This is a genomic window from Pseudochelatococcus sp. G4_1912 (genome assembly GCF_047501465.1).
In the GTDB taxonomy this organism is placed as follows: domain Bacteria; phylum Pseudomonadota; class Alphaproteobacteria; order Rhizobiales; family Beijerinckiaceae; genus Pseudochelatococcus.
The window spans coordinates 660,508-681,863 of record NZ_JAZDRL010000002.1; the positions used below are offsets into that span (position 1 = coordinate 660,508).

The 21,356-nt window shown below is 56.5% G+C and carries 25 protein-coding genes; 21 read left to right on the forward strand and 4 right to left on the reverse strand.

What is annotated here, in order from left to right:
• Positions 1–4 precede the first annotated feature (4 nt).
• The 21 genes from VRZ32_RS10145 (at position 5) to VRZ32_RS10245 (ending at position 20,095) form a co-directional block, all read left to right on the forward strand.
• On the forward strand, positions 5–2,002 hold the full coding sequence (locus VRZ32_RS10145; protein WP_414525614.1) for a phage terminase large subunit family protein: 1,998 nt from the start codon (positions 5–7) through the stop codon (positions 2,000–2,002).
• Positions 1,999–3,594 carry a phage portal protein gene (locus tag VRZ32_RS10150; RefSeq protein ID WP_414525615.1) on the forward strand — a complete coding sequence of 532 codons (1,596 nt, stop codon included), beginning with the start codon at positions 1,999–2,001 and terminating at the stop codon, positions 3,592–3,594. Before VRZ32_RS10145 ends, VRZ32_RS10150 begins: the two co-directional genes overlap by 4 nt.
• Complete coding sequence (locus tag VRZ32_RS10155) at positions 3,591–3,827, forward strand: hypothetical protein (protein ID WP_414525616.1); 237 nt, start codon at positions 3,591–3,593, stop codon at positions 3,825–3,827. The genes VRZ32_RS10150 and VRZ32_RS10155 overlap by 4 nt, the downstream gene beginning before the upstream one ends.
• 10 nt (positions 3,828–3,837) lie before the next feature.
• Complete coding sequence (locus VRZ32_RS10160) at positions 3,838–4,860, forward strand: head maturation protease, ClpP-related (protein ID WP_414525617.1); 1,023 nt, start codon at positions 3,838–3,840, stop codon at positions 4,858–4,860.
• Between the two features lie 37 nt (positions 4,861–4,897).
• Complete coding sequence (locus VRZ32_RS10165; RefSeq protein WP_414525618.1) at positions 4,898–5,548, forward strand: head decoration protein; 651 nt, start codon at positions 4,898–4,900, stop codon at positions 5,546–5,548.
• Positions 5,549–5,612: 64 nt separating this feature from the next.
• On the forward strand, positions 5,613–6,656 hold the full coding sequence (locus VRZ32_RS10170) for a major capsid protein (RefSeq protein WP_414525619.1): 1,044 nt from the start codon (positions 5,613–5,615) through the stop codon (positions 6,654–6,656).
• An 11-nt stretch (positions 6,657–6,667) separates the two neighbouring features.
• Complete coding sequence (locus VRZ32_RS10175; protein ID WP_414525620.1) at positions 6,668–7,048, forward strand: hypothetical protein; 381 nt, start codon at positions 6,668–6,670, stop codon at positions 7,046–7,048.
• A complete protein-coding gene (locus VRZ32_RS10180) occupies positions 7,045–7,941 on the forward strand; it encodes a hypothetical protein (RefSeq protein WP_414525621.1) in 897 nt (298 codons plus the stop codon). The genes VRZ32_RS10175 and VRZ32_RS10180 overlap by 4 nt, the downstream gene beginning before the upstream one ends.
• Positions 7,938–8,516 (forward strand): phage baseplate assembly protein V, encoded by a 579-nt coding sequence (locus tag VRZ32_RS10185; RefSeq protein WP_414525622.1) that lies wholly within the window; start codon positions 7,938–7,940, stop codon positions 8,514–8,516. Before VRZ32_RS10180 ends, VRZ32_RS10185 begins: the two co-directional genes overlap by 4 nt.
• Before the next feature lie 88 nt (positions 8,517–8,604).
• Positions 8,605–9,198, forward strand: a complete 594-nt coding sequence (locus tag VRZ32_RS10190; RefSeq protein WP_414525623.1) for a hypothetical protein — start codon at positions 8,605–8,607, stop codon at positions 9,196–9,198.
• A 46-nt stretch (positions 9,199–9,244) separates the two neighbouring features.
• Entirely contained in the window at positions 9,245–9,436 is a 192-nt protein-coding gene (locus tag VRZ32_RS10195; RefSeq protein ID WP_414525624.1) for a hypothetical protein, read from the forward strand.
• Between the two features lie 2 nt (positions 9,437–9,438).
• A complete protein-coding gene (locus tag VRZ32_RS10200; RefSeq protein ID WP_414525625.1) occupies positions 9,439–9,831 on the forward strand; it encodes a GPW/gp25 family protein in 393 nt (130 codons plus the stop codon).
• On the forward strand, positions 9,828–10,802 hold the full coding sequence (locus VRZ32_RS10205) for a baseplate J/gp47 family protein (protein WP_414525626.1): 975 nt from the start codon (positions 9,828–9,830) through the stop codon (positions 10,800–10,802). Before VRZ32_RS10200 ends, VRZ32_RS10205 begins: the two co-directional genes overlap by 4 nt.
• Positions 10,786–11,529 carry a phage tail protein I gene (locus tag VRZ32_RS10210; RefSeq protein ID WP_414525627.1) on the forward strand — a complete coding sequence of 248 codons (744 nt, stop codon included), beginning with the start codon at positions 10,786–10,788 and terminating at the stop codon, positions 11,527–11,529. Before VRZ32_RS10205 ends, VRZ32_RS10210 begins: the two co-directional genes overlap by 17 nt.
• Before the next feature lie 16 nt (positions 11,530–11,545).
• Positions 11,546–13,042: a phage tail protein gene (locus VRZ32_RS10215; protein WP_414525628.1), complete on the forward strand. Its 1,497-nt coding sequence runs from the start codon at positions 11,546–11,548 to the stop codon at positions 13,040–13,042.
• A 5-nt stretch (positions 13,043–13,047) separates the two neighbouring features.
• Positions 13,048–14,403: a hypothetical protein gene (locus tag VRZ32_RS10220; RefSeq protein ID WP_414525629.1), complete on the forward strand. Its 1,356-nt coding sequence runs from the start codon at positions 13,048–13,050 to the stop codon at positions 14,401–14,403.
• A gap of 9 nt (positions 14,404–14,412) precedes the next feature.
• Positions 14,413–14,934: a hypothetical protein gene (locus VRZ32_RS10225; protein WP_414525630.1), complete on the forward strand. Its 522-nt coding sequence runs from the start codon at positions 14,413–14,415 to the stop codon at positions 14,932–14,934.
• Between the two features lie 66 nt (positions 14,935–15,000).
• Positions 15,001–16,665 (forward strand): phage tail sheath subtilisin-like domain-containing protein, encoded by a 1,665-nt coding sequence (locus tag VRZ32_RS10230; protein ID WP_414525631.1) that lies wholly within the window; start codon positions 15,001–15,003, stop codon positions 16,663–16,665.
• 19 nt (positions 16,666–16,684) lie between these two features.
• Complete coding sequence (locus VRZ32_RS10235; protein ID WP_414525632.1) at positions 16,685–17,194, forward strand: phage major tail tube protein; 510 nt, start codon at positions 16,685–16,687, stop codon at positions 17,192–17,194.
• A 63-nt stretch (positions 17,195–17,257) separates the two neighbouring features.
• Positions 17,258–17,569 (forward strand): phage tail assembly protein, encoded by a 312-nt coding sequence (locus VRZ32_RS10240; protein ID WP_414525633.1) that lies wholly within the window; start codon positions 17,258–17,260, stop codon positions 17,567–17,569.
• A 132-nt stretch (positions 17,570–17,701) separates the two neighbouring features.
• The gene (locus tag VRZ32_RS10245; protein ID WP_414525634.1) at positions 17,702–20,095 is read left to right on the forward strand and encodes a phage tail tape measure protein; all 2,394 of its coding nucleotides are present in this window, start codon (positions 17,702–17,704) and stop codon (positions 20,093–20,095) included.
• On the opposite strand, the gene VRZ32_RS10250 is transcribed toward VRZ32_RS10245, so the two are convergent.
• The 4 genes from VRZ32_RS10250 to VRZ32_RS10265 form a co-directional block, all read right to left on the reverse strand.
• Positions 20,092–20,394: a HigA family addiction module antitoxin gene (locus VRZ32_RS10250; protein WP_414525635.1), complete on the reverse strand. Its 303-nt coding sequence runs from the start codon at positions 20,392–20,394 to the stop codon at positions 20,092–20,094. The two genes, VRZ32_RS10245 and VRZ32_RS10250, sit on opposite strands and share 4 nt — an antisense overlap.
• On the reverse strand, positions 20,384–20,668 hold the full coding sequence (locus VRZ32_RS10255; protein WP_414525636.1) for a type II toxin-antitoxin system RelE/ParE family toxin: 285 nt from the start codon (positions 20,666–20,668) through the stop codon (positions 20,384–20,386). The genes VRZ32_RS10250 and VRZ32_RS10255 overlap by 11 nt, the downstream gene beginning before the upstream one ends.
• Before the next feature lie 128 nt (positions 20,669–20,796).
• The gene (locus tag VRZ32_RS10260) at positions 20,797–21,093 is read right to left on the reverse strand and encodes an addiction module antidote protein (protein ID WP_414525637.1); all 297 of its coding nucleotides are present in this window, start codon (positions 21,091–21,093) and stop codon (positions 20,797–20,799) included.
• Position 21,094: 1 nt separating this feature from the next.
• Positions 21,095–21,343 (reverse strand): type II toxin-antitoxin system RelE/ParE family toxin, encoded by a 249-nt coding sequence (locus VRZ32_RS10265; protein ID WP_414526194.1) that lies wholly within the window; start codon positions 21,341–21,343, stop codon positions 21,095–21,097.
• Between the last annotated feature and the right edge of the window lie 13 nt (positions 21,344–21,356).

The window sequence follows — 21,356 nt, forward strand, 5'->3', positions numbered from 1 at the left end:
AATCATGCCGGTTATTCTTGCGAATGCGGCGCGTCTTGCCCGCCTTGCGATGGCGCAGATATTGCAGCCTCCGCCGCCTGTCGACTTTGAAGAATGGGCCACCAGCAATATCGTTTTTGACGAACGCGAGTCGCCTCTGGCTGGGCCCTATAATCCGAATGCATTCCCGTACTTTTCGGAGATCCTCCGCGCACTGGGGCCAGACGATCCATGCCGCTTTGTGACCTTCGCGAAGTCAGCGCAGCTGGGCGGTACGGTGCTGGCCAACATCTTCGTGCTGGGCGCAAGTCATATGGCCCCGAGCAATATCCTTTACGTCCATCCGACTGAGGATAATGCGCGTCGCTGGAGCCGGATGAAGCTGGCGCCGATGTTGATGAACACGCGGGTGATGCGGAGCGTCTTCTCCTCGAAGTCACGCGATGGTGCGGATAGCGTTTTCTACAAGGAGCGGATGGACGGTCGCGGAGCCATTCTGATTTCTGGTGCGAACTCGCCAGCATCATTGTCGATGATCTCGATCCGTAGGCAGGTGCAGGATGATCTCTCCAAGTGGGATATCAACGCGGCAGGTGATCCTGAGCAGCAGGCGGACAGCCGTTCGCGCGCAGAGGAATTTGCTAAGGTCTTCAAGATCTCGACGCCAATGGTGGCACCGGGGTGCCGGATCACGCGGAATTTTTTAGCAGGCTCGCAGGAACACTTCGAGGTGCCATGCCCGCTTTGCGGTGAATATCAGACGCTCGACTGGGAGAATTTTCAGGAGACGATTGACGACAAGCATCCTGAGAAAGCCTGTTTCACCTGCAAGGCGTGTGGCGCGCTGATCATGGAACATCACCGTCCAGGTATGCTGCGCTATGGCAGATGGGTGGCGCGCAATTCGCAGGCGTCTCGCGAGCATCGCTCGTTCTATCTGTGGTCGGCTTACTCGCCCCTGCAGAGCTTTGAGCGTATCGCGCGGGAATATCTGAAAGCACAGGGCGATCCTGCTGCCGAGCAGGTGTTTCTGAACGACACCGTCGGCAAGGCATATCAGGCTCAAGGTGAAGCGCCGCCGTGGGAGATGTTGCGCCAGCGCGCGGACGATACCGGTCATAAGCGTGGCACCATTCCCGTGGGTGGCCTTGTGGTTACGGTTGGCGTTGACTGCCAGAAGGATTTCGTGGCGTGGCAGGCTGTTGCCTGGACGCGGGACGGGCGACGGTTTGTCATCGATCATGGCATCATCAATGGTCATATCAGCGAGCAGGAATGCCGCGACGGGCTTGATGATCTGCTCAAATCAACCTGGCGCAATGCTGCTGGTCGCGCCATTGGTATCGATCGACTTGCAATCGACGGCAATGATTCAACCGAAGATGTGTTCGGCTGGGCGCGGCGGCATCCGGTATCAAAAGTGATCATGGTGCGCGGCGTCTATAGCGAGGCCGTTCCGCTGATTGCGCTTGTGAAGAAGGAACGGGATCGCAAGACGGGCAAACTGCTGCGCTACTCGCGTCGCTTTTTCAACATCAACCAGTCAGTGTTCAAGATGGGGCTTTATCGTAACCTCATGCGCGATGACCCGCTGGCCCGTGGTTACGTCGGCATTCCGAGTGGTCTTGCGGATGAATACTTTCTGGAGCTGACCGCAGAACGGCGCAAGCCAGAACGTCAACGAGACGGCTTTATCAAGTACCGCTGGGTGAAGGTGCACCAGAAAAACGAGATGCTCGACACGATGGTGCAGGCGGAAGCAGCTGCAACGCATTTCGGCGTGCGTGATTTTCTGGAAACCCGCTGGGACCGTCTTGAGGCTGAACGTGAGATGCCGTTGCCGGAAGCACAACTTGATCTTGAAGATCATATGATGGGCCTCGTCAGCGCACGATCACAACCACGCGTGAGTGAAATCAAACCGAAGATCGGCACGGATCAAGAAGCGCCATATCCCGAAGCTGCAATACCTCAACCAAAACCGCCTGCCAAAGAGCGGCAACGATGGAGCGCGTATCGATGACACGTCGCCAGTCTTCACGCACGAACAAGCCGGGCGGGAAGACGGCACCGGTGCGTGCGCAATATCTGCGCGGGGATCGCTCAGGCATCCTGCACATGCGCCGCGCGGTCACACGCGATGGTGGAGTGAATGTTCGTGAAGCTGCAGAGCGTGCCTCTGCCCTCGCGTGGGACTTCATGCAGAATTCGGGCTGGCTTGCGGGTGCGGCCCAGCAGATCATCACCGACACCATCGGCAACGAACTGCAATTGAGCTGCAGGCCGGATCTTGCCAGACTTGGTTATTCGGATGCGGAAAAGTCTGCATTCTGCAAACTGGTTGAAGCACGCTGGCGGCAGTTCGCCTGGTCGCCGGAGGAATGCGATCTCGCCGGCAAAGCGACGATCCCGGAAGTTCTCGATGGGGTTATCCGCTACTATCTCGCTGGCGGTGAAGCGATTGGCGTGCTGGATTATCTGCCAGCTCGCCAGCGTGTGCTTTACGGGATCAAGACAGGCACCAAGATTTCGCTTGTTGCGCCGCATAGGCTCAAGCGTGAGACGCAGGAGTTTGCTGGTCTCGATCAGGGCATCTTTCATGATAGCAATGGTCGCGCTACGCATTACCGGTTCTTGCGCCGGGAAGCGGGGATCGAAACTGAGGTCGATATTCCCGCATGGGATGGCAATGGTCTACGACGTGTGATCCATGTCATGGACCGGGGCGAAAACCCGGACAGTGTGCGAGGCATCTCGCCGTTAGCACCTATTATGAAGGTTGCTGCGCAGTTTGACCAGCTGGCCGATGCAACGCTTGCAACGGCTCTCATGCAGACGGTTTTTGCGGCGACCATCAAAAGCCCGGAACCATCGGTTGAGGCGTTTGAAGCCATCAGTTCGCTTGATGATGATGAGTTGAAGGAGGACCTTCATTCGGTCTGGAGCCAGCGCATCGACAAGCTGAAGGAAGGCGGCGGCATCTCAATGAACGACCCAGCCCGGATCAATCATCTGGGGCCGGGCGAAGACTTCCAGATGCATACGGCTCAAACGCCAGGCAGCCAGTATCTGCCGTTCTCGCAGAACCTTCAGCGGGAAATGGCGCGTGCTCTTGGCGTAACCTTTGAGAGCCTGTCGATGGATCATTCCAATGCGACCTACTCATCTGTGCGCATGGGGATTTCGTCCGTCTGGCCAATCGTGGTGCGTCGCCGTGAGCGGATTGCAGCACCCTTCTGCCAGGCGATCTATGAGAACTGGCTGGATGAGATGATTTTCACCAGGCAGATCCCTTTCAAGGGTGGCTATACCGCATTCGCTGCCAACCGTTCTGCGGTCACGTGGACAGAATGGCAGGGGCCGAGCCAGCCAACAGCGGACGATTACCGTTCTGCTATGGCTGCAAAGGTGCGGCTGGAATCAGGCCTGTCATCGCTTGCGGATGAATGCGCATTACAAGGGCGCAACTGGGAAGATGTCTCGCAGCAACGCGCCACTGAAAAGGCATTGCTGCTGCAACAGGGCCTGCCAATTCCTTTTGAACGCATGACCGGCGGCGCGGGTCCCAATGGCATGGCAGCTGACGGCCAACGCGAACCAGCGAAGGTGGAATGATGATCGACTGGTGCGAGAAGGCCAACAAGCTGCGCGAGCGGTACGAGGCCTTGCGTGATGGCGAAGGTCTATCAGAAGCGCGCTTTGGTGAGGACAATGTCAAATATACCAAAGCCGATATGGGATTGCTGCTGGCGGACCTTCGCGAGGCCGAACGCCTTTGCGCTGAACAACAGGGCGTAAGGCCGCGTCGCAGGCGCTATGCCGCAACTGGCCGGATGCGTCCATACTAAGGATAAAACAATGCCGATTTATCAGGACGGCGCACTGCACCTCTATGGTGTGGTGGGTGAGAACTATTGGGGTGAAGGTTTTACCGCGCTTCAGGTTATCGAGGCGTTGGCCGATCATGGTCGCGACAACGACATCACTGTGCGGGTCAATTCAGGTGGTGGCATAGCCTCTGAAGGTATCGCGATCTTCAATGCGCTGACCGCGCATAAAGGCCGGGTGCGGGTTGAGGTTGATGCGATAGCGGCATCTGCTGCCTCCATAATCGCCATGGCTGGCGATGACATCGTGATGCGTGCTGGCGCGCTGATGATGATCCACGATCCAGCAAGCTTTAGCGCTGGCACTGCAGAGGATCATGAAAAGCAACGCGATCTGCTCGACAAGATCGGCACCCAGATGGCGGCTATCTACGCGGATCGAAGCGGGCAGCAAGCCAGTGATGTTCGCGCCGCCATGAAGCAGGAGCTGTGGCTTAATCCATCTGAGGCCGTTGAGCAGGGTTACGCGACTGAGGCCGAGGAAGAGCAGGCACTCGCGTGGGCCGCATTCGACTATCGCGTCTATGCGCAGGCACCGGCACCGCTTACCGCGCTGGCCAAGTCACAACGCTGGACACTACCCAAAAACAACACGCCACCAGCGGCTAAAGCCGCAACCAGACAGCAGGAGAAAACCATGTCAGGCACAACGCCAGCGGCATCCGAGACCGTTGATATCGATACCATCCGTATGCAGGCAGCCAGTGATGCTGTTCGCGCCTATCGCGATCGCCGGACAGCCGTGCTGGCGCTTGATGAAGCCAAGGGTCGTGAGAAGCTGGCCGAGGCGCTGCTCGACACGGAATTGCCAGTCGAGCAGATCAAGGCAGCCCTTGGTGCCGCACCGATCGCATCCGAGGCGACTGCTCCCGATGCCAATGCTTATGAGGCAGCGCGCGCAGTTGGGTCCGGGCTTTCATCACAGGCACCTGTTGCTCGTGGCGATCACGGCTGGAGCAAGGTCATCTCCCGCATCAATGGCACGGCCCGATAAGCCTGCCATCAACCCATTCTGAGTAAGAGGATTTGCCATGACAAGGTTTACTGAAGCGCGCCATCCAGGCGAGTTCCTGATTTCGGAAGCAAGCGGTAACCGCTCGCGCGATGCCATTGTGATTGCAGCAGAGCAATCCATCCAGCCTGGACAAGTGCTGGCAGGCCGCGCTGTGCCAGCGAATGTTAATGCAGTGGCTTTTGTCGCTTCAGGCAATACCGGCAATGCGACCATCGTGCTTGCAAGCCCAGCCGTATCAGCTGCCGTCAAGCCCGGCATTTACCGTGGCATCGCGACAGCTGCGACCACCGTGAAGTGGGAAGATCCTGATGGTATCGCTATCGGTAACTCCACTCACGGCACCGCTTTCAACAAGGCTGTGAAGTTCACTATCACGGCAGGCGGTACGGCCACTGTTGTGGGCGATGTCTTTGAAGTTGCGGTGAGCATCGACGCTGATGACGTTGAATACGCTGCCTACGATCCAGCCGTTGACGATGTTGATGCTGTTCGTGCAGTTGCCTTTTACGGTGTGAAAACCGGAGCCGGTGAGACAGCGCCGATCACAGCCATCACCCGCGATGCGGAAGTAGCCGGTGTTTGTCTGGAGTTCCTGCCTGCTGTGACTGCAGAGCAGCAGGCAGAAGCCATCGCTTCATTGCGTAGTGGCGGGATCATCGCTCGCTAACACAACTCCAATCATCCCGACCATCTTCCACCCGCTTTAAGCGGGTATTTTTATGGAGCGAGCCATGCTCGATATCTTTGCAACCAATCCGGCATTCAGCGTAACGTCGCTGACAGATGCCGTTAATGAAATCGCCGTTCGCCCCGGCCGCCTCGGGCAGCTGGGTCTGTTTAGCGCAACCTCTGTTACTACGCTGACGATCTCATTGGAGCGCATCGGTGATAGCATCCAGCTTGTTGCGCCATCACCACGCGGTGCGCCTGGTGAAGTGCGTGACATGCCAAAGCGCTCAATCGAGAGCCTTTCCATTCCCCACTTTCAGCGCGACTGGAGCGTAGTGGCTGACGAAGTGCAGGGCATTCGTGCTTATGGCAGCGAAACCGCCCTTCAAACTGTGCAGGGTATCGTCGGGCAAAAGATCTCCATGAACGTGGCGGATCTCGATCTCACCGATGAATATTCCCGCATCGGCGCTATTCAGGGCATCGTCACCTACAAGGGCGGCGAGACGCTGAACCTCTTCAACAAGTTCGGCGTGTCACAGCCTACTGAGGTGGATTTCGATCTGGATAATGCTAATCCAGAAGAGGGCATTCTTCGCAAGAAGTGCGTTGCTTTCATACGCAAGACACGGGCAGCTCTTGGTGGTGTGCCGTTCTCCAATCTCCATGCGTTTGTTGGCGATAATTTCTTTGATGACCTACTGTCTCACCCTGAAGTGCGTGAGACATACAAGGGCTGGTCTGAAGCGCAGATCTTGCGGGAAAGCTACATCGGCAAGAACCGGGCTGATAATCCGATGTTCGAGTTCGGTGGCATCGTTTGGGAAAACTACGGTGCGATCACCAACGAAGACAGCGGAGACGACGGGGCCTTGCTCGGCATCCAGACCAACAGCGCAAAGTTCGTACCGGTTGGCGTGCCAGGCTTGTTCCGCACCTACTACGCACCAGCTGATTACATAGAGACCGTCAACACGCTCGGTCAGCGTCTTTATGCAAAGCAATGGCCGATGCAGAACGGCAAGGGTATCCATGGCGAGGTGCAGACGAACGCTCTGCATATCGCAACCCGTCCTGGCGCATTGCTGCGCGCCAAGCGCACCTGATGGTGTGAACCATGAAGCCCGCGCGCTTCCACGACATCCGCGACAAGGTGCTTGCGGGTGTCGACCATGTCTTTGCCGAGCCGGTGCGATTGACCTTCTTTGAAGCCAAGAAGCTTGATCCTTCCCGCCTGCAAATCGAGATCGAAGCTGTTCTGCGCACAGGAGGTGGAACGGTATCGAATGTCTCAGGCGGGCAGTCGCAGAGTTGGCGCACCCGCATCACAGCCCAAAAGGCTGAGCTGCACGTTAACCGCGCCAACTACACCGGGCCGGCTCTCCGGCAGGGCGATATCGTACGGGCACTTTCACGGCCGGGTGAACCACGCTTTGAGGTTCTGCACGTTGATGATCGTGGGCATTCGCGGCTTGTAATCGAATTGGGGGAAGCATGAGTCTTGTCCGCATAGCGCTTCGCATCGCTGCCGTGCAGGCGCTGCGGGGACGAACACTCGTTGGCGATAATGTACTCGATAGTCAGATTGGCGCTCTTGATATGGCAGCCGATGGCTCGCTGAGCACCGATCAGAAAAAGCCATGGATCGCAGTTTATACAGATGCATCGAGCACGAAAGATAGCATATCGAATGTCACACTACGGGCGCTTACGCCCAATGGTGCGACGCAAATCCTGATCGAAACCGGGCTGACGGCTGCTCATGTGGTGACTGATCCAGAGACGGAAGAAAGCACGGTCTATACGGGTATTCCTGATACGGATGATGCCTTCGAGCTTCATGCCGATATCGTTGCCCGCCAGATTGCAGATGTCCTGACCGATCCGGATAATGGCTGGGCCGAGATTGTGCGCAGTTTCATTCTGTCGTTTCGTGCAGTGGAGCGCGTGCGTACCAGTGGTGATCAGAACGGCACACGACTGGCGGCCCAACAAATCAGGATCACAGCTGATCTGGTGGTCGATCCGCTGCGAGGCGAGCCGCTAAAAGACGGATCGCCCATGAAGGCCTTCTTCGATAAATGCGAAGCAGATTTGCGGGTGCCAAATCCAGCATATCCAGCTGAGAGTGATGAGCCAACCATTATTGATCCTGTGATCGCTTCAACCCTGGCGTTGATGCGTGCCCAGATCGAAATGAATGCTGCGCCTTATGATTGGCAGACGGTTCAACGTAGATTTGGTCTTAATCGCAATGAAGCTGACGGCTTGTTAATCACGCCTCCACCTGGTGTGCCTGGTGATGCAACGTTTACGGATATTGCTTCGCCAGATGCGCAGCCTGAGACGCATGATTACGATTGGCAACCTGATGAAGGATCTCCGGTATGAGTGATCTGGCAGCGCATTTTGCCAGGCTCAATTATCGCATTGCCGAGCTTGAGCGGCGCAACCGTAATCGCTCGCGTATAGGCACTGTGACAGAGGTTGATCCCGATAAGGGTAAAGCCCGTGTTGAGCTGGCAAACGACTTTGTGTCTGATTGGATACCCTGGCAGGAACAAGCTGCCGGATCTGCCAGAACGCACTTTCCGCTCTCAATCGGCCAGCAGGTGCGGGTCCGTTCGCAGAATGGTGATCTGACCGATGCCGAGATTGAGGCCTCGTTACCATCAGATACCAACACGCGCCCTTCGCAAAAGGGTGATGAGTATGTGCTTCTCGAAGTTGGCAGCACCCGCATTGCCGTCAGCGACGGTGGAGCGACCGCTTCCATCACCGTTGGCGGCAGCACTCTCACGATCACAGATGGTAATATGATGCTTGAAGCTACTGAGATCACTCTCAAAGGTGCGGTCAAGATTGAAGGCGCATCCGTCACCCATAATGGCGCAAACATTGGTGACACGCATATCCACGGTGGCGTCATGGCTGGGCCTGCAACCACAGGCACACCGGCAAATTGAGGTAGCTTGAGTAAAATATTGCATGAATTTTTCATAAAAATTCTTGCATAATTGTTATTGTTTCCCATGCTGATAATGGGGAGTGATCATGAGCAAGCTGGATGAACTACGCAAACATCTAAAGCCTGGTGGGGTTTATCGCCGTGAAAATCTTGCTCAATGGTCAACTGCCGTGGACAGGCATATCAAGGAGCTTCTGGTAACGGAGGAGTTGGTAAAACTTTCCGCTGGCCTCTACTTGCATCCAAAACAAACCGCATTCGGCAGGGCTCCGGCGGACGATGCCATTCTTGTTGCTGCATTCCTGAAAGATAAGCGCTTTCTTATAACATCGCCTAACGCATACAACGCGCTGGGTGTGGGAGCGACGCAGCTTTATAACGAAACCGTCATCTATAACCACAAACGCCATGGGCGTCTCACGTTAGGCAGCCGTAGTTTTGATTTCCGACGCAGGCCATGTTTCCCTCAAAAACTGACAGAGGAGTTTCTGTTGGTTGATTTGGTAAACAACCTCAAAAAAGTGGCTGAGGACGATCAGTTGCTTTTGTGGCGGGTAGAGAAAAAGGCAGGGCAGCTTAATCGTAAGACCCTCCTGCAGATTGCCAATGAATTTGGCACTGTCAGAACACGTAAATTTTTCGATGCCTTGGTCTCGAACATGGCTAAAGCTATCAGTTGATAAGCCATTAATAAGGCTTGGAATTCTCCCGCACATGGAGGGCATTATGCCGCTTTACGAAGTCAAAAAGACCGGCTGGTTGGCCGGAACGTATCGTCACGCCGGTGGCAAGGTGGAGCTCACCGAGGACAAGGCAAAGTACTTCCTGCCGCCTCATGATGATCGCCTTGCACTGGTGCAACCGGTACCGCAGGTGCCTAAAGCTGGCGCATCGAAGCCCACGCCAAAAAAGAGCTGACCGTGGCGGATTCTGTCGGCTTCGACCGTGAGACAGGGGCCATCATCACCGATTGGGAGCATGTCAGCCAGTCAATCGGTTTGAGCTTGACTACTCCTCGCTTCACTCGGGTGATGCGCCGCCTGTTTGGTTCTGATCTGACGGGCATGATTGATGCTCCAATGAACAGCCAAAACATGCTGCGCGTGATCCGTGCCGTGGCCGAGGCGCTCCAGCCACGTTTGATCGAAGGGCGTCAATATGGCGAGCCACGCTTCAAATTGGAGAAGGTGCATGTCAACCAGGCCGAGGCGTCTGGGCGGCTGACGATTACGGTTCGAGGGCAATATCTGCCACGCGGGCATTTGGGCGATACGACACCAGCGGGTGTCCGGGGGGCAGAGGTCAGGTTATGAGCCGTTTCGAGGATATCGATCTCGCCCGTCTTGGCGGTGTGCCGGATCTGTTTCCGGCAAATTATGAAGCCGAGGTGGATGCTATCCGCGCAAGCTTCATTGCTCGCTGGAATGCGAAGCGTGCGATCAATCCGGCGCTTCCTGCGGCTGATACGCTGTTCCTCGAAAACAACTCAACACTCACACTGATTGAGGAATGCGCCTGGCGCGTCACGCTTGCCAAGCAGCAGTACAATGATGCTGTTCGGGCGGTGATGCTTGCCTCTACCTGGGGCATTTATCTTGAGCATCGTGCATCAGAGTTTGGCCTAACTAGGCGGGTGATTGATCCGGTTAATCCGCAGGCGATACCACCTGTGCCGGCTGTCCTTGAAAGCGATGAGGAACTGCGCCGCCGTCGCCAGATGGCGGTTGAGGCGGTTAGCACTGCTGGGCCTTATGGCGCCTATATCTGGTGGGCGCTTGAGGCGCATCCGCAGATCAAGTCTGTTGCCATTTATGGGCCTGAGAGCGGTCTGGTTGATCCGGGCGAGGTGCTGGTCATCGTGCTGGACAAGCGCGGGGATGGTACTGCACCACAGGCTGTGCTTGATGCAGTGAGTAGCAAACTCTCGGCTGCAACAGTGCGTCCCCTGACAGATCGGCCAGTCTTTGTCGAGGCTGCAGAAATCATCCTCTATGACGTTTCAGTCAAGCTGACGGTGCTGCCGGGGCCGGATAATGAGCTCATCCGTCAACGGGTTTTAGCGCGGGTCACAGCTCATGTCACTGATAGGCATAAGGCTGAAGCAATAGTGACCGTATCAGGTATCGCGGCGGCTGCCAGTATTGTCGATGAGCAGGGCAAAGCGCTGATAGAGGAGGTCGAGGTAATCTCGCCTGCTGCCAATATCGTGCCTGGCCCGAAGGAAGCTGCCTTCGCGCAGTCGATCACTGTCACCACGGATGTGCTCAATGACCTTGTCCTATGATGACGGTAGCACGGTTGTTCCGCTGGTCATCGGCGGAATTCCGGTCAAGATTGGCGGCAGTTCAATCGGGTTCGGTCGCAGGCCATGGAATGGCCGCCAGCAGCGCTCTTTATTGCCTGATCCAAGTGACTATGAGCATGCCCTGTCAGAAGCGTTTGCCGCCGCCTTTGCTGCTTTGCCAGATGCCTGGAGCATCCCTGATGTTCTGAACTGGGAACGTTGCCCAGCTGTATTGCTCCCATGGCTCGCCTGGGAGTGGTCGGTGGATGAATGGCAGCGTGACTGGCCTGAAGCGACACAGCGGGCGGTGATAGGCGCATCCTGGGGCTTTCATGCGGTCAAGGGCAGTGCAGGTGCAATGCAGATCGCCATAGAAGCGATTGGCTATGGAATAGAAGTCACGGAATGGTGGCAGGCTGTTCCACCCCGAGATCCTTATACGTATCGCTACAAATTGACTTCGCCGTTTGGTCGTCCATGGACTGATGGTGAAGTTAGAAGCATGGAGCGCATCTCGCTGCGAGCCAAGAATGTGCGTTCATGGCTTGAGGCGGTTGAGATGCATGTTTCCGGGGCTAGCGTTCCCGTCTACTCCGGCGCAGTTGTGCACTCGCATATCCGGGTATCGCCTGTCACTGATCCCGTTACCCAACTTGATGCGCGTGCTTCTCTCTTTGCAGGCGTTGCTGTTCGTAGCCGCATGCGCGTCGTTATAACAGTTCACTAGAATTACAGGACTAACCATGGCCGCTAATGATTACCTGGGCGTGTTGACGCTCGTCGGGCAGCAGAAACTCGCCGCTGCCATTGGCGGAACGCCACTGGTTTTGCAAACGCTCCGGGTTGGTGACGGCAATGGTGCCGAGATCACGCCTAATGAGACCATGGTTGATCTGGTGCACCGTGTCGGCAATGCCTACGGTGTGGTGTCGAGCGGGCGCGATCCGGTCAATCTACAGATGTGGCGGGTAACGTCTGTCATTCCTGAGACAGACGGGCCGTTCAACATCCGTGAAATCGGTGTGTTTGATGCGGATGGTGATCTGATTGCCATCGCCCGCCATCCGTTAGTGGAGAAGCGCGCGCCGGGGCAGGGCGCGGCTGTAGAGCTGACGACCGATATCGTGTTTCCGGTCTCATCTACGGCGCAGATCACGGTGAACTTCTTGCCGGATTCTGGCGTCGATATCGCTCGCCTCATGCGTCCGCCATTTATAGCGGTCAATAGCGCGACAGTGAGGACGCCGCCAGCAATATCGTTGCAAGGTGATCTCTATCTGGTGCCTGCAGCACCAACCGGGGCATGGTCTGGTTCAGTTGGCAAATTGATGATGTGGAACGGTATCGTCTGGCGCATGGCAACAGCACCAACTGGTTCAGTTGTCTGCGCATCTGATACAGGAATCTACTGGCGCAAAACCGCATCTGGTTGGACCGAATGGCATGCCACTACAGATGACAGGGGGCTGATCGAGCTTGCCACCAATGCTGAGGTGCAGGCTGGCACCGATACAATACGGGCTGTCACACCAGCCAGCCTATCCGCCCGCACGGCAACCATTGACCGGACGGGTCTCGTTGAACTCGCAACCACATCCGAAGCTACGGCAGGAACCGATGCAACACGCGCCGTGACACCATCCGGCCTTGCCGCAGCTCTACTCGCCATTCCCGAAGGCATCCATGTGATGACCTCATATGGCGTTTTCACAGTGCCAGCTGGCGTGACAAAAATTGATGTTGCGATCTGGGGTGGTGGCGGTGGAGGTGGCAGCACCGGCATGGGAGGTTCATCCGGCGGTGCCGGAGCGGGTGGCCATGCCCGTAAGCTGATCTCTGTCACGCCGGGCCAGCAGCTTACAGGCATCGTCGGAGCAGGCGGTGCAGCTGGCGCGCTCGGCGGTGGCGGGGGAACTGGCGGAAATACATCCTTCGGTCCCATGACAGCCTACGGCGGCAGCGGTGGTCGGCCAAATCCCTCCGGAGATGGTGGGCAAGGTGGCAGCGCAGCAGGTGGCGATATCAATTCCCGTGGTGGAGATGGTTCATCCGGTGCAGCTGGTTCTGATGTGACTGGCGGTGCAGGAGGTGGCTCACCCTTCGGCGGTCCCGGCGGTGGCGCTGGGCACGGCATATCTGCTGGAGGCGCAATACCCGGTGGAGGTGGTGCAGGAGGTGGTAGTTCCTATAGCTCATCCGGCGGCGCAGGCGCTCCCGGGTTGATCATCATCAGATGGTGAACGCGATGACGAACGATAATGCACTTGATCTTGCTTCCCGGAATGATATGCCATTGCGGGAAAGTCTTCATGGCGATGAGCTGTTGCCCGCGATTGATGGGGCAAGCCTCGTTGCGGTTCCACTGGCGGCTCTTGTCACAGCCGCTACGCCAGAACCATTGCCGCCTCCCACGTGGGAAGATCTGGCAGATAAGCCGGATGCATTCCTGCCAGACGCTCATCAGCATGCGATTGCTGATGTTGTCGGGCTGGATGATGCGCTGGATGCGAAGGCTGCTGCATCGACTGTTGCAGCCATTGCTGAGGATCTGTCTGATCTGACAGGGAATGTCATTGAGCTGGCCGAAGATGTATCAGACCTTGAACAGGTGGTGGCAGATAAGGCACCGCTTGCCTCTCCGGTACTAATCGGTATTCCAGAAGCGCCCACCGCTGAAGCAGGAACCAGCACAACGCAGCTTGCAACAACGGCATTCGTTGCAACAGCAATTGCCGCAATACCATCTGATGAGATTGCATGGCCTGACATCACTGACAAGCCATCAGACTTTCCGCCTTCCGAACATACACATGCCCTTGAAGATGTGCCGGGTCTCGCCGCTGCATTAGGCGATAAGGCATCAGCCGATGATCTTGCATCGCTGACGCTTGCAATCGGTGACAAGGCACCGCTTGCATCTCCTGCCTTCACAGGCTCGCCAACAGCGCCCACGGCAAGCACTGGCACAAACACCACACAGATTGCGACCACCGCCTTCACCCATGCGGCTTTGGCAGCGCGACCGCAGGCCGGACTGCACATCATGACTGTATCCGGAAACTTCACGGTGCCATCCGGCGTCAGTTCCATCGATGTTCAATTGTGGGGCGCTGGAGGTGGCGGAGGCGGTGTTGGTACCGTCGGCCAGTCTGCGGGTGGCGGCGGTGGAGGAGGTTACTGTCGTGCCAGACTTGCGGTCACACCCGGACAGGTCATCGCGGCCACGGTGGGCGCAGGAGGCTACAGCAACCCAGGTGGCGGAGGGGCAAATGGCGGCAACACGACATTCGGCGCTCTGGTTGCCAACGGCGGTGGTGGAGGTGGATCTAATCCGGTCGGGAGCGGTGGAGCTGGCGGATCCGCGACAGGCGGCGGCATCAACATAAGCGGCGGCTATGGCGGGTCGGGATCAGGAAACATTGTAGGCGGTGCCCATGGCGGCAATGGCGGAGGCACTGCATTCGGAGGCGCTGGCGGGGCTGTCACTACGTACACAGGCGGTCCCGGACAGTCCCCCGGTGGTGGTGGAGCAGGCGGAGGTGGCGGAAACACCAACGCTGGTGGAAGTGGTGCCCAGGGCATGATTATCATTCGTTATTGAGGACCGGCGATGCCAATTGCAGCAATTGTAGACCATGGAAAAGTAACCAATATCATCCTGCTTGAGACCATTGAGGGTGCCGCGCTTTTTAACGCAATCCCCTGTGATGAAGGCGTCTCCATCGGCTGGAGGTATAGCGATGGTATTTTCGCGCCTCCGGCATTGCCGCGAGTGGATCTTGATGCTCTCAAGTTAGCCTTGAAGGCTGCCGTTGATGCAGCAGCAGAGGTTGAGCGGCACAGATACATCACATCCGGCAGCGGACAGGCCATGACCTATCAGGCCAAAGCCGCAGAGGCTGTGCGTTATGCTGACACTGAGGGGGCAGGAGAATATCCATTCCTGTCTATGGAAGTCGGGATCACAGGAGCTACGCTTGCTGATGTCGCAGCGGTTGTCCTGACTATGCATAACCAATGGCAGGCCATTGGAGGCCAAATCGAACAGGCGCGCCTGTCTGCCAAGGCGCAGATTGATGCAGCACCCGATGAAGCAACGGCACGTGCGGTCGTGGCCATTTGGCCATCCTGATCAACAAAATCACAGGTTCCAATTTGCACCCGCCTCGGCGGGTTTTTTTATGTCTGGAGGCCATCAATGGCAGATATATCCTTTCACCATGGCACGCGCGTATCCGAGAGCGGTGAAAACCCGGTTCTGATCAGAACTGACCAATCAGCGGTTATCTTTCTTATCGGGACTGCACCCGATGCTGATCCGGCACAATGGCCGGAAGGTGAAACAATCCTGCTCAAGGGCAGTCCCACGAAAGCGCGCACGCTTGGCGCCACGGGCACGCTGAAAGCAGCAGTCGATGACATATTTGACCAGCATGGCCCGCTCGTGTTCGTGCATCGTGTTGGTGAAGGTGTTGATGCGGCTGATACACTGTCGCGCATTGTCGGCGATAGCACAGCGATGACAGGTGTTCATGCAGCGCTTGCCTGCGAGAGCCGGTTCGGGCTGAAGCCTCGTATTCTGATCGCGCCGGGCTTTACAGCTTCAACTCCGGTTGACGGTATTGCGAGCATCAATGTTACCAGCCAGGGGGCAGCGTATACGTCTGCACCGACAGTCACGATTACGGGGCAGGGTGGAACAGGTGCAACTGCGACAGCGACATTGGCTTCTGATGCTGTGGCAACTGTGGCTGTCTCGGCAGGTGGTTCCGGCTATAAGATAGCCCCAACTGTAATCTTCACTGGCGATGGTACTGGCGCACAGGCTGTTGCTACGGTTGTCGGTGGTGTCGTAACGGCTGTGACGGTAACTGAGGGTGGATCAGGTTATGCTTCTGCACCTACCGTTGCCTTTAGCGGCGGGGGCGGCACGGGTGCTGTTGCGGAGGCTCTTGTCGAAGATGGCAAGATCACCGGCTTTATCATCCGCAAGCCCGGCTTTGGATACGTCAATCCAACAGTCACCGTCGCAGGTGGTGGAGGCACTGGGGCCACGGCGACAGCCCATGCTGGCACAACCATCAATCCTGTTGTGGCCGAGCTGATGGGCGTCACAGAAAAGCTTCGTGCTGTCGCTTTTGTCGATGGCCCGGATACAACCGATGAGGCCGCAGTCAACTATCGCAGTCTCATCAACAGCCAGCGCATCTATATCATCGATCCAAAGGTGCAGGTCTGGGATACGGTCGCCAATGCCAACGTACCGCGGCCTGCATCAGCACGTTTTGCTGGCGTGCAATGCCGTGTTGATCGGCAGTTCGGATTCTGGTGGTCGCTATCGAACAAACCAATCAACGGCATCACGGGCATCACCCGTCCAGTCACCTATGGTGAGCAGGCGAACTACCTCAATGAGCGGGCTGTTGCCACCATCATTAATCTGAATGGCGAAGGCTATCGCACCTGGGGTAACCGCGTCGCGACCGGCGATGACCTTTGGCAGTTCCTCTCTGTCCGCCGCACGGCTGACTTCATCAATGAAGCGATTGAGCGGGCATATCTCGACTTCGTGGATCGGCCGTTCTCGATGGCAAACCTCAAGCTCCTGATCGAGAGCGGCAACGCCTTCCTCAAGATGCTGCAGGCTGAAGGTGCAATCCTTGGCGGGCGTGTGTGGCTCGATCCAGAGCGCAATACCAATGAGACCATGGCTCAGGGTCGCATAACGCTTGGCGTGGCCTTTGAGCCTCCGGCTCCTATGGAGGACATTCGCGTGATTGCACACCGAGATATCACCTACTACGCCGTTCTGCGTGACCGGGTGCTGGCAGAAACCAGCGACGGCATTTTAAGCGCAGCTTGATAGATCAGGAGAAAGCACCATGGCATCTGAACAGCCGCGCCTTATTCTGCGCAACGCCACGATCTTCGTGGATCGCATCTCCCGCGTCGGTCAGGCGCGGGAAGTGACCTTGCCGACGCCAGAGGTCACGGTCGAGGAGTTCTGCAACGCGGGCATGATCAAGGCTCGCGATGTGAATCTCGGCTATTCCAAGCTCGAAGCATCCTTCGTTGAAACCGCATTTGATCCGGCGGTCATCGGCCTGTTTGGTCTGGCACCTGGTGTGGTGAAAGACTTCCTTGTCACGGGTGCACTCGTTGATGAGGATGGCACCACGACCAGCGCCGTCGCGTATCTGCGCGGGTTTCTGCGCCAGTTTGATCCGGGTGCATGGGAAGCAGGCTCAAAGGCTGAGACCACATTCAATCTGTCGGTGCATGAGTTCAAGCTGGAGATCGGCGGGCGCTCCATCATTGAGATGGATGACTTCGACATCAAGGTGAATGGAGTCAGCCAGTATCAGAGCATTCGAAATGCGTTGTTACTCTGATCGCTAAATCCGTAATCACTATCAATGCCCGCCTCGTGCGGGCTTTTTCGTTTGGAGCTTTTGATGTCAGATACAATTACGATGCAGCTTGGTTTGCCTGTCGAATATCAAGGCAAGACCTATACCAGCCTGACCTTCCGCAAACTAAAGGCCAAAGACCTCGTTGCCTCTGATCTGGTGGATGGCGAGGTGCGTAAGAGCATCGCCATCTTTGCCTCCAATGCTGGCGTGCCAATGGGCGTCATTGAAGAGCTGGACCTCGATGACTTTGAAAAGATCGGCGAGGAAATCCGCCCGCTCCTGGGAAAGTTGGCGAGCCGTCTGGCTGGACAGGCGGCAGGCGACAACGAGGCTATCCCCACATTGACGCGGTAGCCGCACTGGCGCGCCATCTGCATACCTCAATCGAGCAGATCGAGGATATGGAGATCAGCCGATTTGACGCCTACCTCGCATCAGCCAGCCGTATCCTGAAAGCTGAGAACGGCACTTCATAAGAGATCAATCATGGCCGTTCTTACTTCCAAGCTGATCGTCTCGCTGGTTGATCAGATCACGGCACCAATGCGTGGCGTCAATGCCGCGCTGAAAGGTGTGCAGGATCGCATCAAGGCAAACAATGCCCAGATGGATGCCATGCGCGGTCGCATGGTGGAAGCTGCCGCTGTTGGCTATGCACTGGCACGCGCGATCTCGGCACCGGTTAAGGCGGCGATGGAATTTGAATCCGCCATGGCTGATGTCAAGAAGGTGGTGGACTTCGATACGCCTGCCGAATTCAAGCAGTTCTCCAAGGATGTTACGGACATGTCCGAGCGCATCCCGATGGCTTCAAAAGAGCTGACACAGATCGTTGCTGCCGCCGGTCAATCAGGCATTCCCAAAGATGAACTGATTGAGTTCACGGAAATGGCGGCGAAGGTCGGAGTGGCCTTTGATGTCAGCGCGAGCGAGGCGGGCGAGTCTCTGGCCAAGATGATGACGGGTCTCAACCTGTCGATCGCAGGCGTGTCCGCGCTATCAGACAGCATGAACCATCTGTCGAACAATGGGCCAGCAGCTGCGAAAGATGTTCTCGATATCGTGCGCCGCGTTGGTGCTCAAGGCAAGCAGTTCGGGTTTACAGCTACACAGGTTGCAGCCTTTGGTGCGGCCATGGTTGGTGCAGGTGCGCAGTCAGATGTTGCTGCGACTTCGTTTAACAACATGGGCCGAGCGCTCGTTAAAGGTGGGAACGCCACCAAAGCTCAGCGACAGGCATTGGGGGCTTTAGGAATTGATAGCGTCAAGCTGGCAAAGGCCATGCAAAAGGATGCCGTCAAATCCACAATAACGGTGCTTGAGCGCATCAATAAGTTGCCTGCGCATATGCGTGCATCGGTCACTTCCCAGCTATTCGGTGATGAAGCGCGTGCGCTTGGGCCAATCATCACCAACCTCGATCTGCTCAAGAAGAACCTTGGGCTTGTAGAAAACGAAATTGACTATCTGGGTTCAGCCGAGAAGGAATATCAGGCGCGTTCTGCTACGACAGAAAACGGCCTGCAGCTTCTGACCAACACCTTTGGCAATTTAAGCAAAGCTATCGGTGATGCGCTGTTGCCTATCATCAATGATACGTCATCAGGTCTGATCCCGCTCATTCACCAGGTGCGCGAGTTTATTGAGGCTAATGGCAAGCTTGTTCGCAATGTGGTTCTGACCGTTGGCGGTCTGGTCGCCTTCCGTGTGGCAGCAATTGCGGCGCAGTGGGGCTTGTTGTTCCTCAAGGGTGGCCTGCTGCAGGTTGCCTCTATTGGTCTCATGTCTGCGCGGGGTATCCTTGCTGCAGGCGGAGCTGTTGCCTCACTTGGACGGATGTTACTTGCCATAACATTCGGCTCGATTATTGCTGGCTTCCGGGGGCTTGCTTTGGCAGCAGCGTCATTCAGTTGGGTTGTATCAGGGCTTGGTACAGGTACAGCACTTTCGATGTTCGGTCGAAGTCTGCTGGCGCTGTTGAATCCGATGGCTTTGGTGCGCGGGGCATTTATTGCGTTGCGGTTTGCAGTGATCTCAACCGGTATCGGTGCAATTGCAGTCGCGGTCGCTATGGCTGGTGTCTGGATCTACAACAACTGGTCAGGATTAGTGGCCTTCTTTGAAGGCTTTGGCTCTGGCCTTAAGGCAGCACTTGCTCCCGTCATGCCAGCGATCCAGCCGGTTCTTGATGGCGTGTCATGGCTATGGGAGAAGATCTCGGCGCTGACCGGTGAAGTGCAGTCCAATGGCGATGAATGGCGTAGCTGGGGTGAAACCATCGGCACCATTGTCGGCACTGCGATCACGGGCGTGATCGAAAAATTCCAGGCACTTGTTGGCTGGATTGGCAAGGCGTGGGAAGGTGCCAAAGGGATCGGCAGCGCTATCGGTTCATGGTTCGGCGGATCCGGGCAGGCAGCCGTTGTGCCTGGTGCCACGCCTCAAGGCGAGCAGGTTATTGATGGAGCACGTGCAAATGGTGGCCCTGTCTCGGCGGGCGGTACATATCTGGTGGGTGAGCGTGGGCCGGAGCTATTCGCTCCCAAGCGGGACGGATTCATTCTGCCCGCCAACATCACCCGTTTGCTCAAGTCCACGGCAGCGCTGGGGGCAGCAGCCTATGCAGTACCTGCAGCGGCAACGCCTAACCTCGGTGCGTATACGCTACCTGAGCCAACTGTTCAGGCGATCATGCAGTCAGGCTCTCAAACGCCTGCTGCGGCAGTATCGAGCCAGTCAGCAAGATCGCCCGTCAATCAGACGAACCATATCCAGATCACGATCTCGGGTGCAAATGGCATCGATCCAGAAGCCATTGCCCGCGAGATCGGCAATAAGGTCTCGCGACGTCTGGAGGGCGCGTTGTTCGATTACACCTAGGCCGCATGCAGCGTCGGGATGGCAGACACGTCAATATCACGCTCTGCCTCCCACAGGTCGCGAACCTGCTGAAGCCGCAACCAGAAGGCTGCGCCATTGCCAAACAGCTTGCCGATCCGAACAGCAACAGCGGGCGTAACCGGCTGCTTCTCGTTCAGGATATCGTAAAGCGTTTGCCGGGAAATGCCGAGCAGGTTTGCAATCTCGGTTTTGGTCTTTCCCGTTGCGGGGATAGCATCCTCACGCAGGATGGCACCTGGATGAGTTGGTGCCCTTTTGCGACTACGCTCAGTTACCATGATAATCCTCCAGATCGATATCTGTCGCATCTTCACCTTCAAACGAAAATGTAATGCGCCAGTTGCGTGAAACATTGATCGCGAAACGTCCTGCACGGTCACCCTTGAGAGCATGAAACCCATACCCGAAGATGTCCAGATCTTCTGGCCTGGTCGCTACATCGAGCGCATCCAGTTGCCGACCAATCCTGGCAACCCAATCGGGCCGGAGACCACGTTCATCATCCCGTTCCCAGAATTTCTTGAGCGCCTTGCTTTTGAACGTCTTGATCATGAATGTAAGGTATCGCCTTACGCTCAATGTGTCAAGCGACACCTTACATATGGAATCAGCAGCAAGGGTTTACGACATCTGAAGAGTGCATTGTTCGATTATGGTTAGGCCTTTGAAGCAATATATCGTTATGTATGCACTGGTGTTGTGCGCACTGACAATTGAATGCCAAGAGCCTTGATGACCCCAAGAAGCGTTGTCAGCTTGGGATCTCCATCATCGCTAAGCGCCTTATAAAGCGCCTCGCGGGTTACACCTGCATTACGTGCTACCTGCGCCATGCCACGCGCGCGAGCGATGGTGCCAAGCGCATTGGCAATGTATTTTGCATCGCCCGTTTCAAAAGCATCAGCCAGTAGTTCGGCTTGCGCTTCAGGGCTTTTGATATATCCAGCAGGATCAAACGGAGTGGTTTTTATGGCCATGTCAGACCTCCTTTGCCATGTCTATGGCACGTTTGATGTCACGTGATTGCGTGCCTTTGTCTCCACCGCATAGCAAGATAACAAGCGTCTTGCCGCGCTGTACAAAATGCACCCGGTAACCGGGGCCATAATCGATACGTATCTCTCCGATGCCATCGAAGTATTTTACGTCACCCATTAAGCCCGACTGCACACGCACAAGTCGTATGGCAATGCGTTCAGAAGCACGAACATCACGCAAGTTCGCCAGCCAGTTTTAAAAT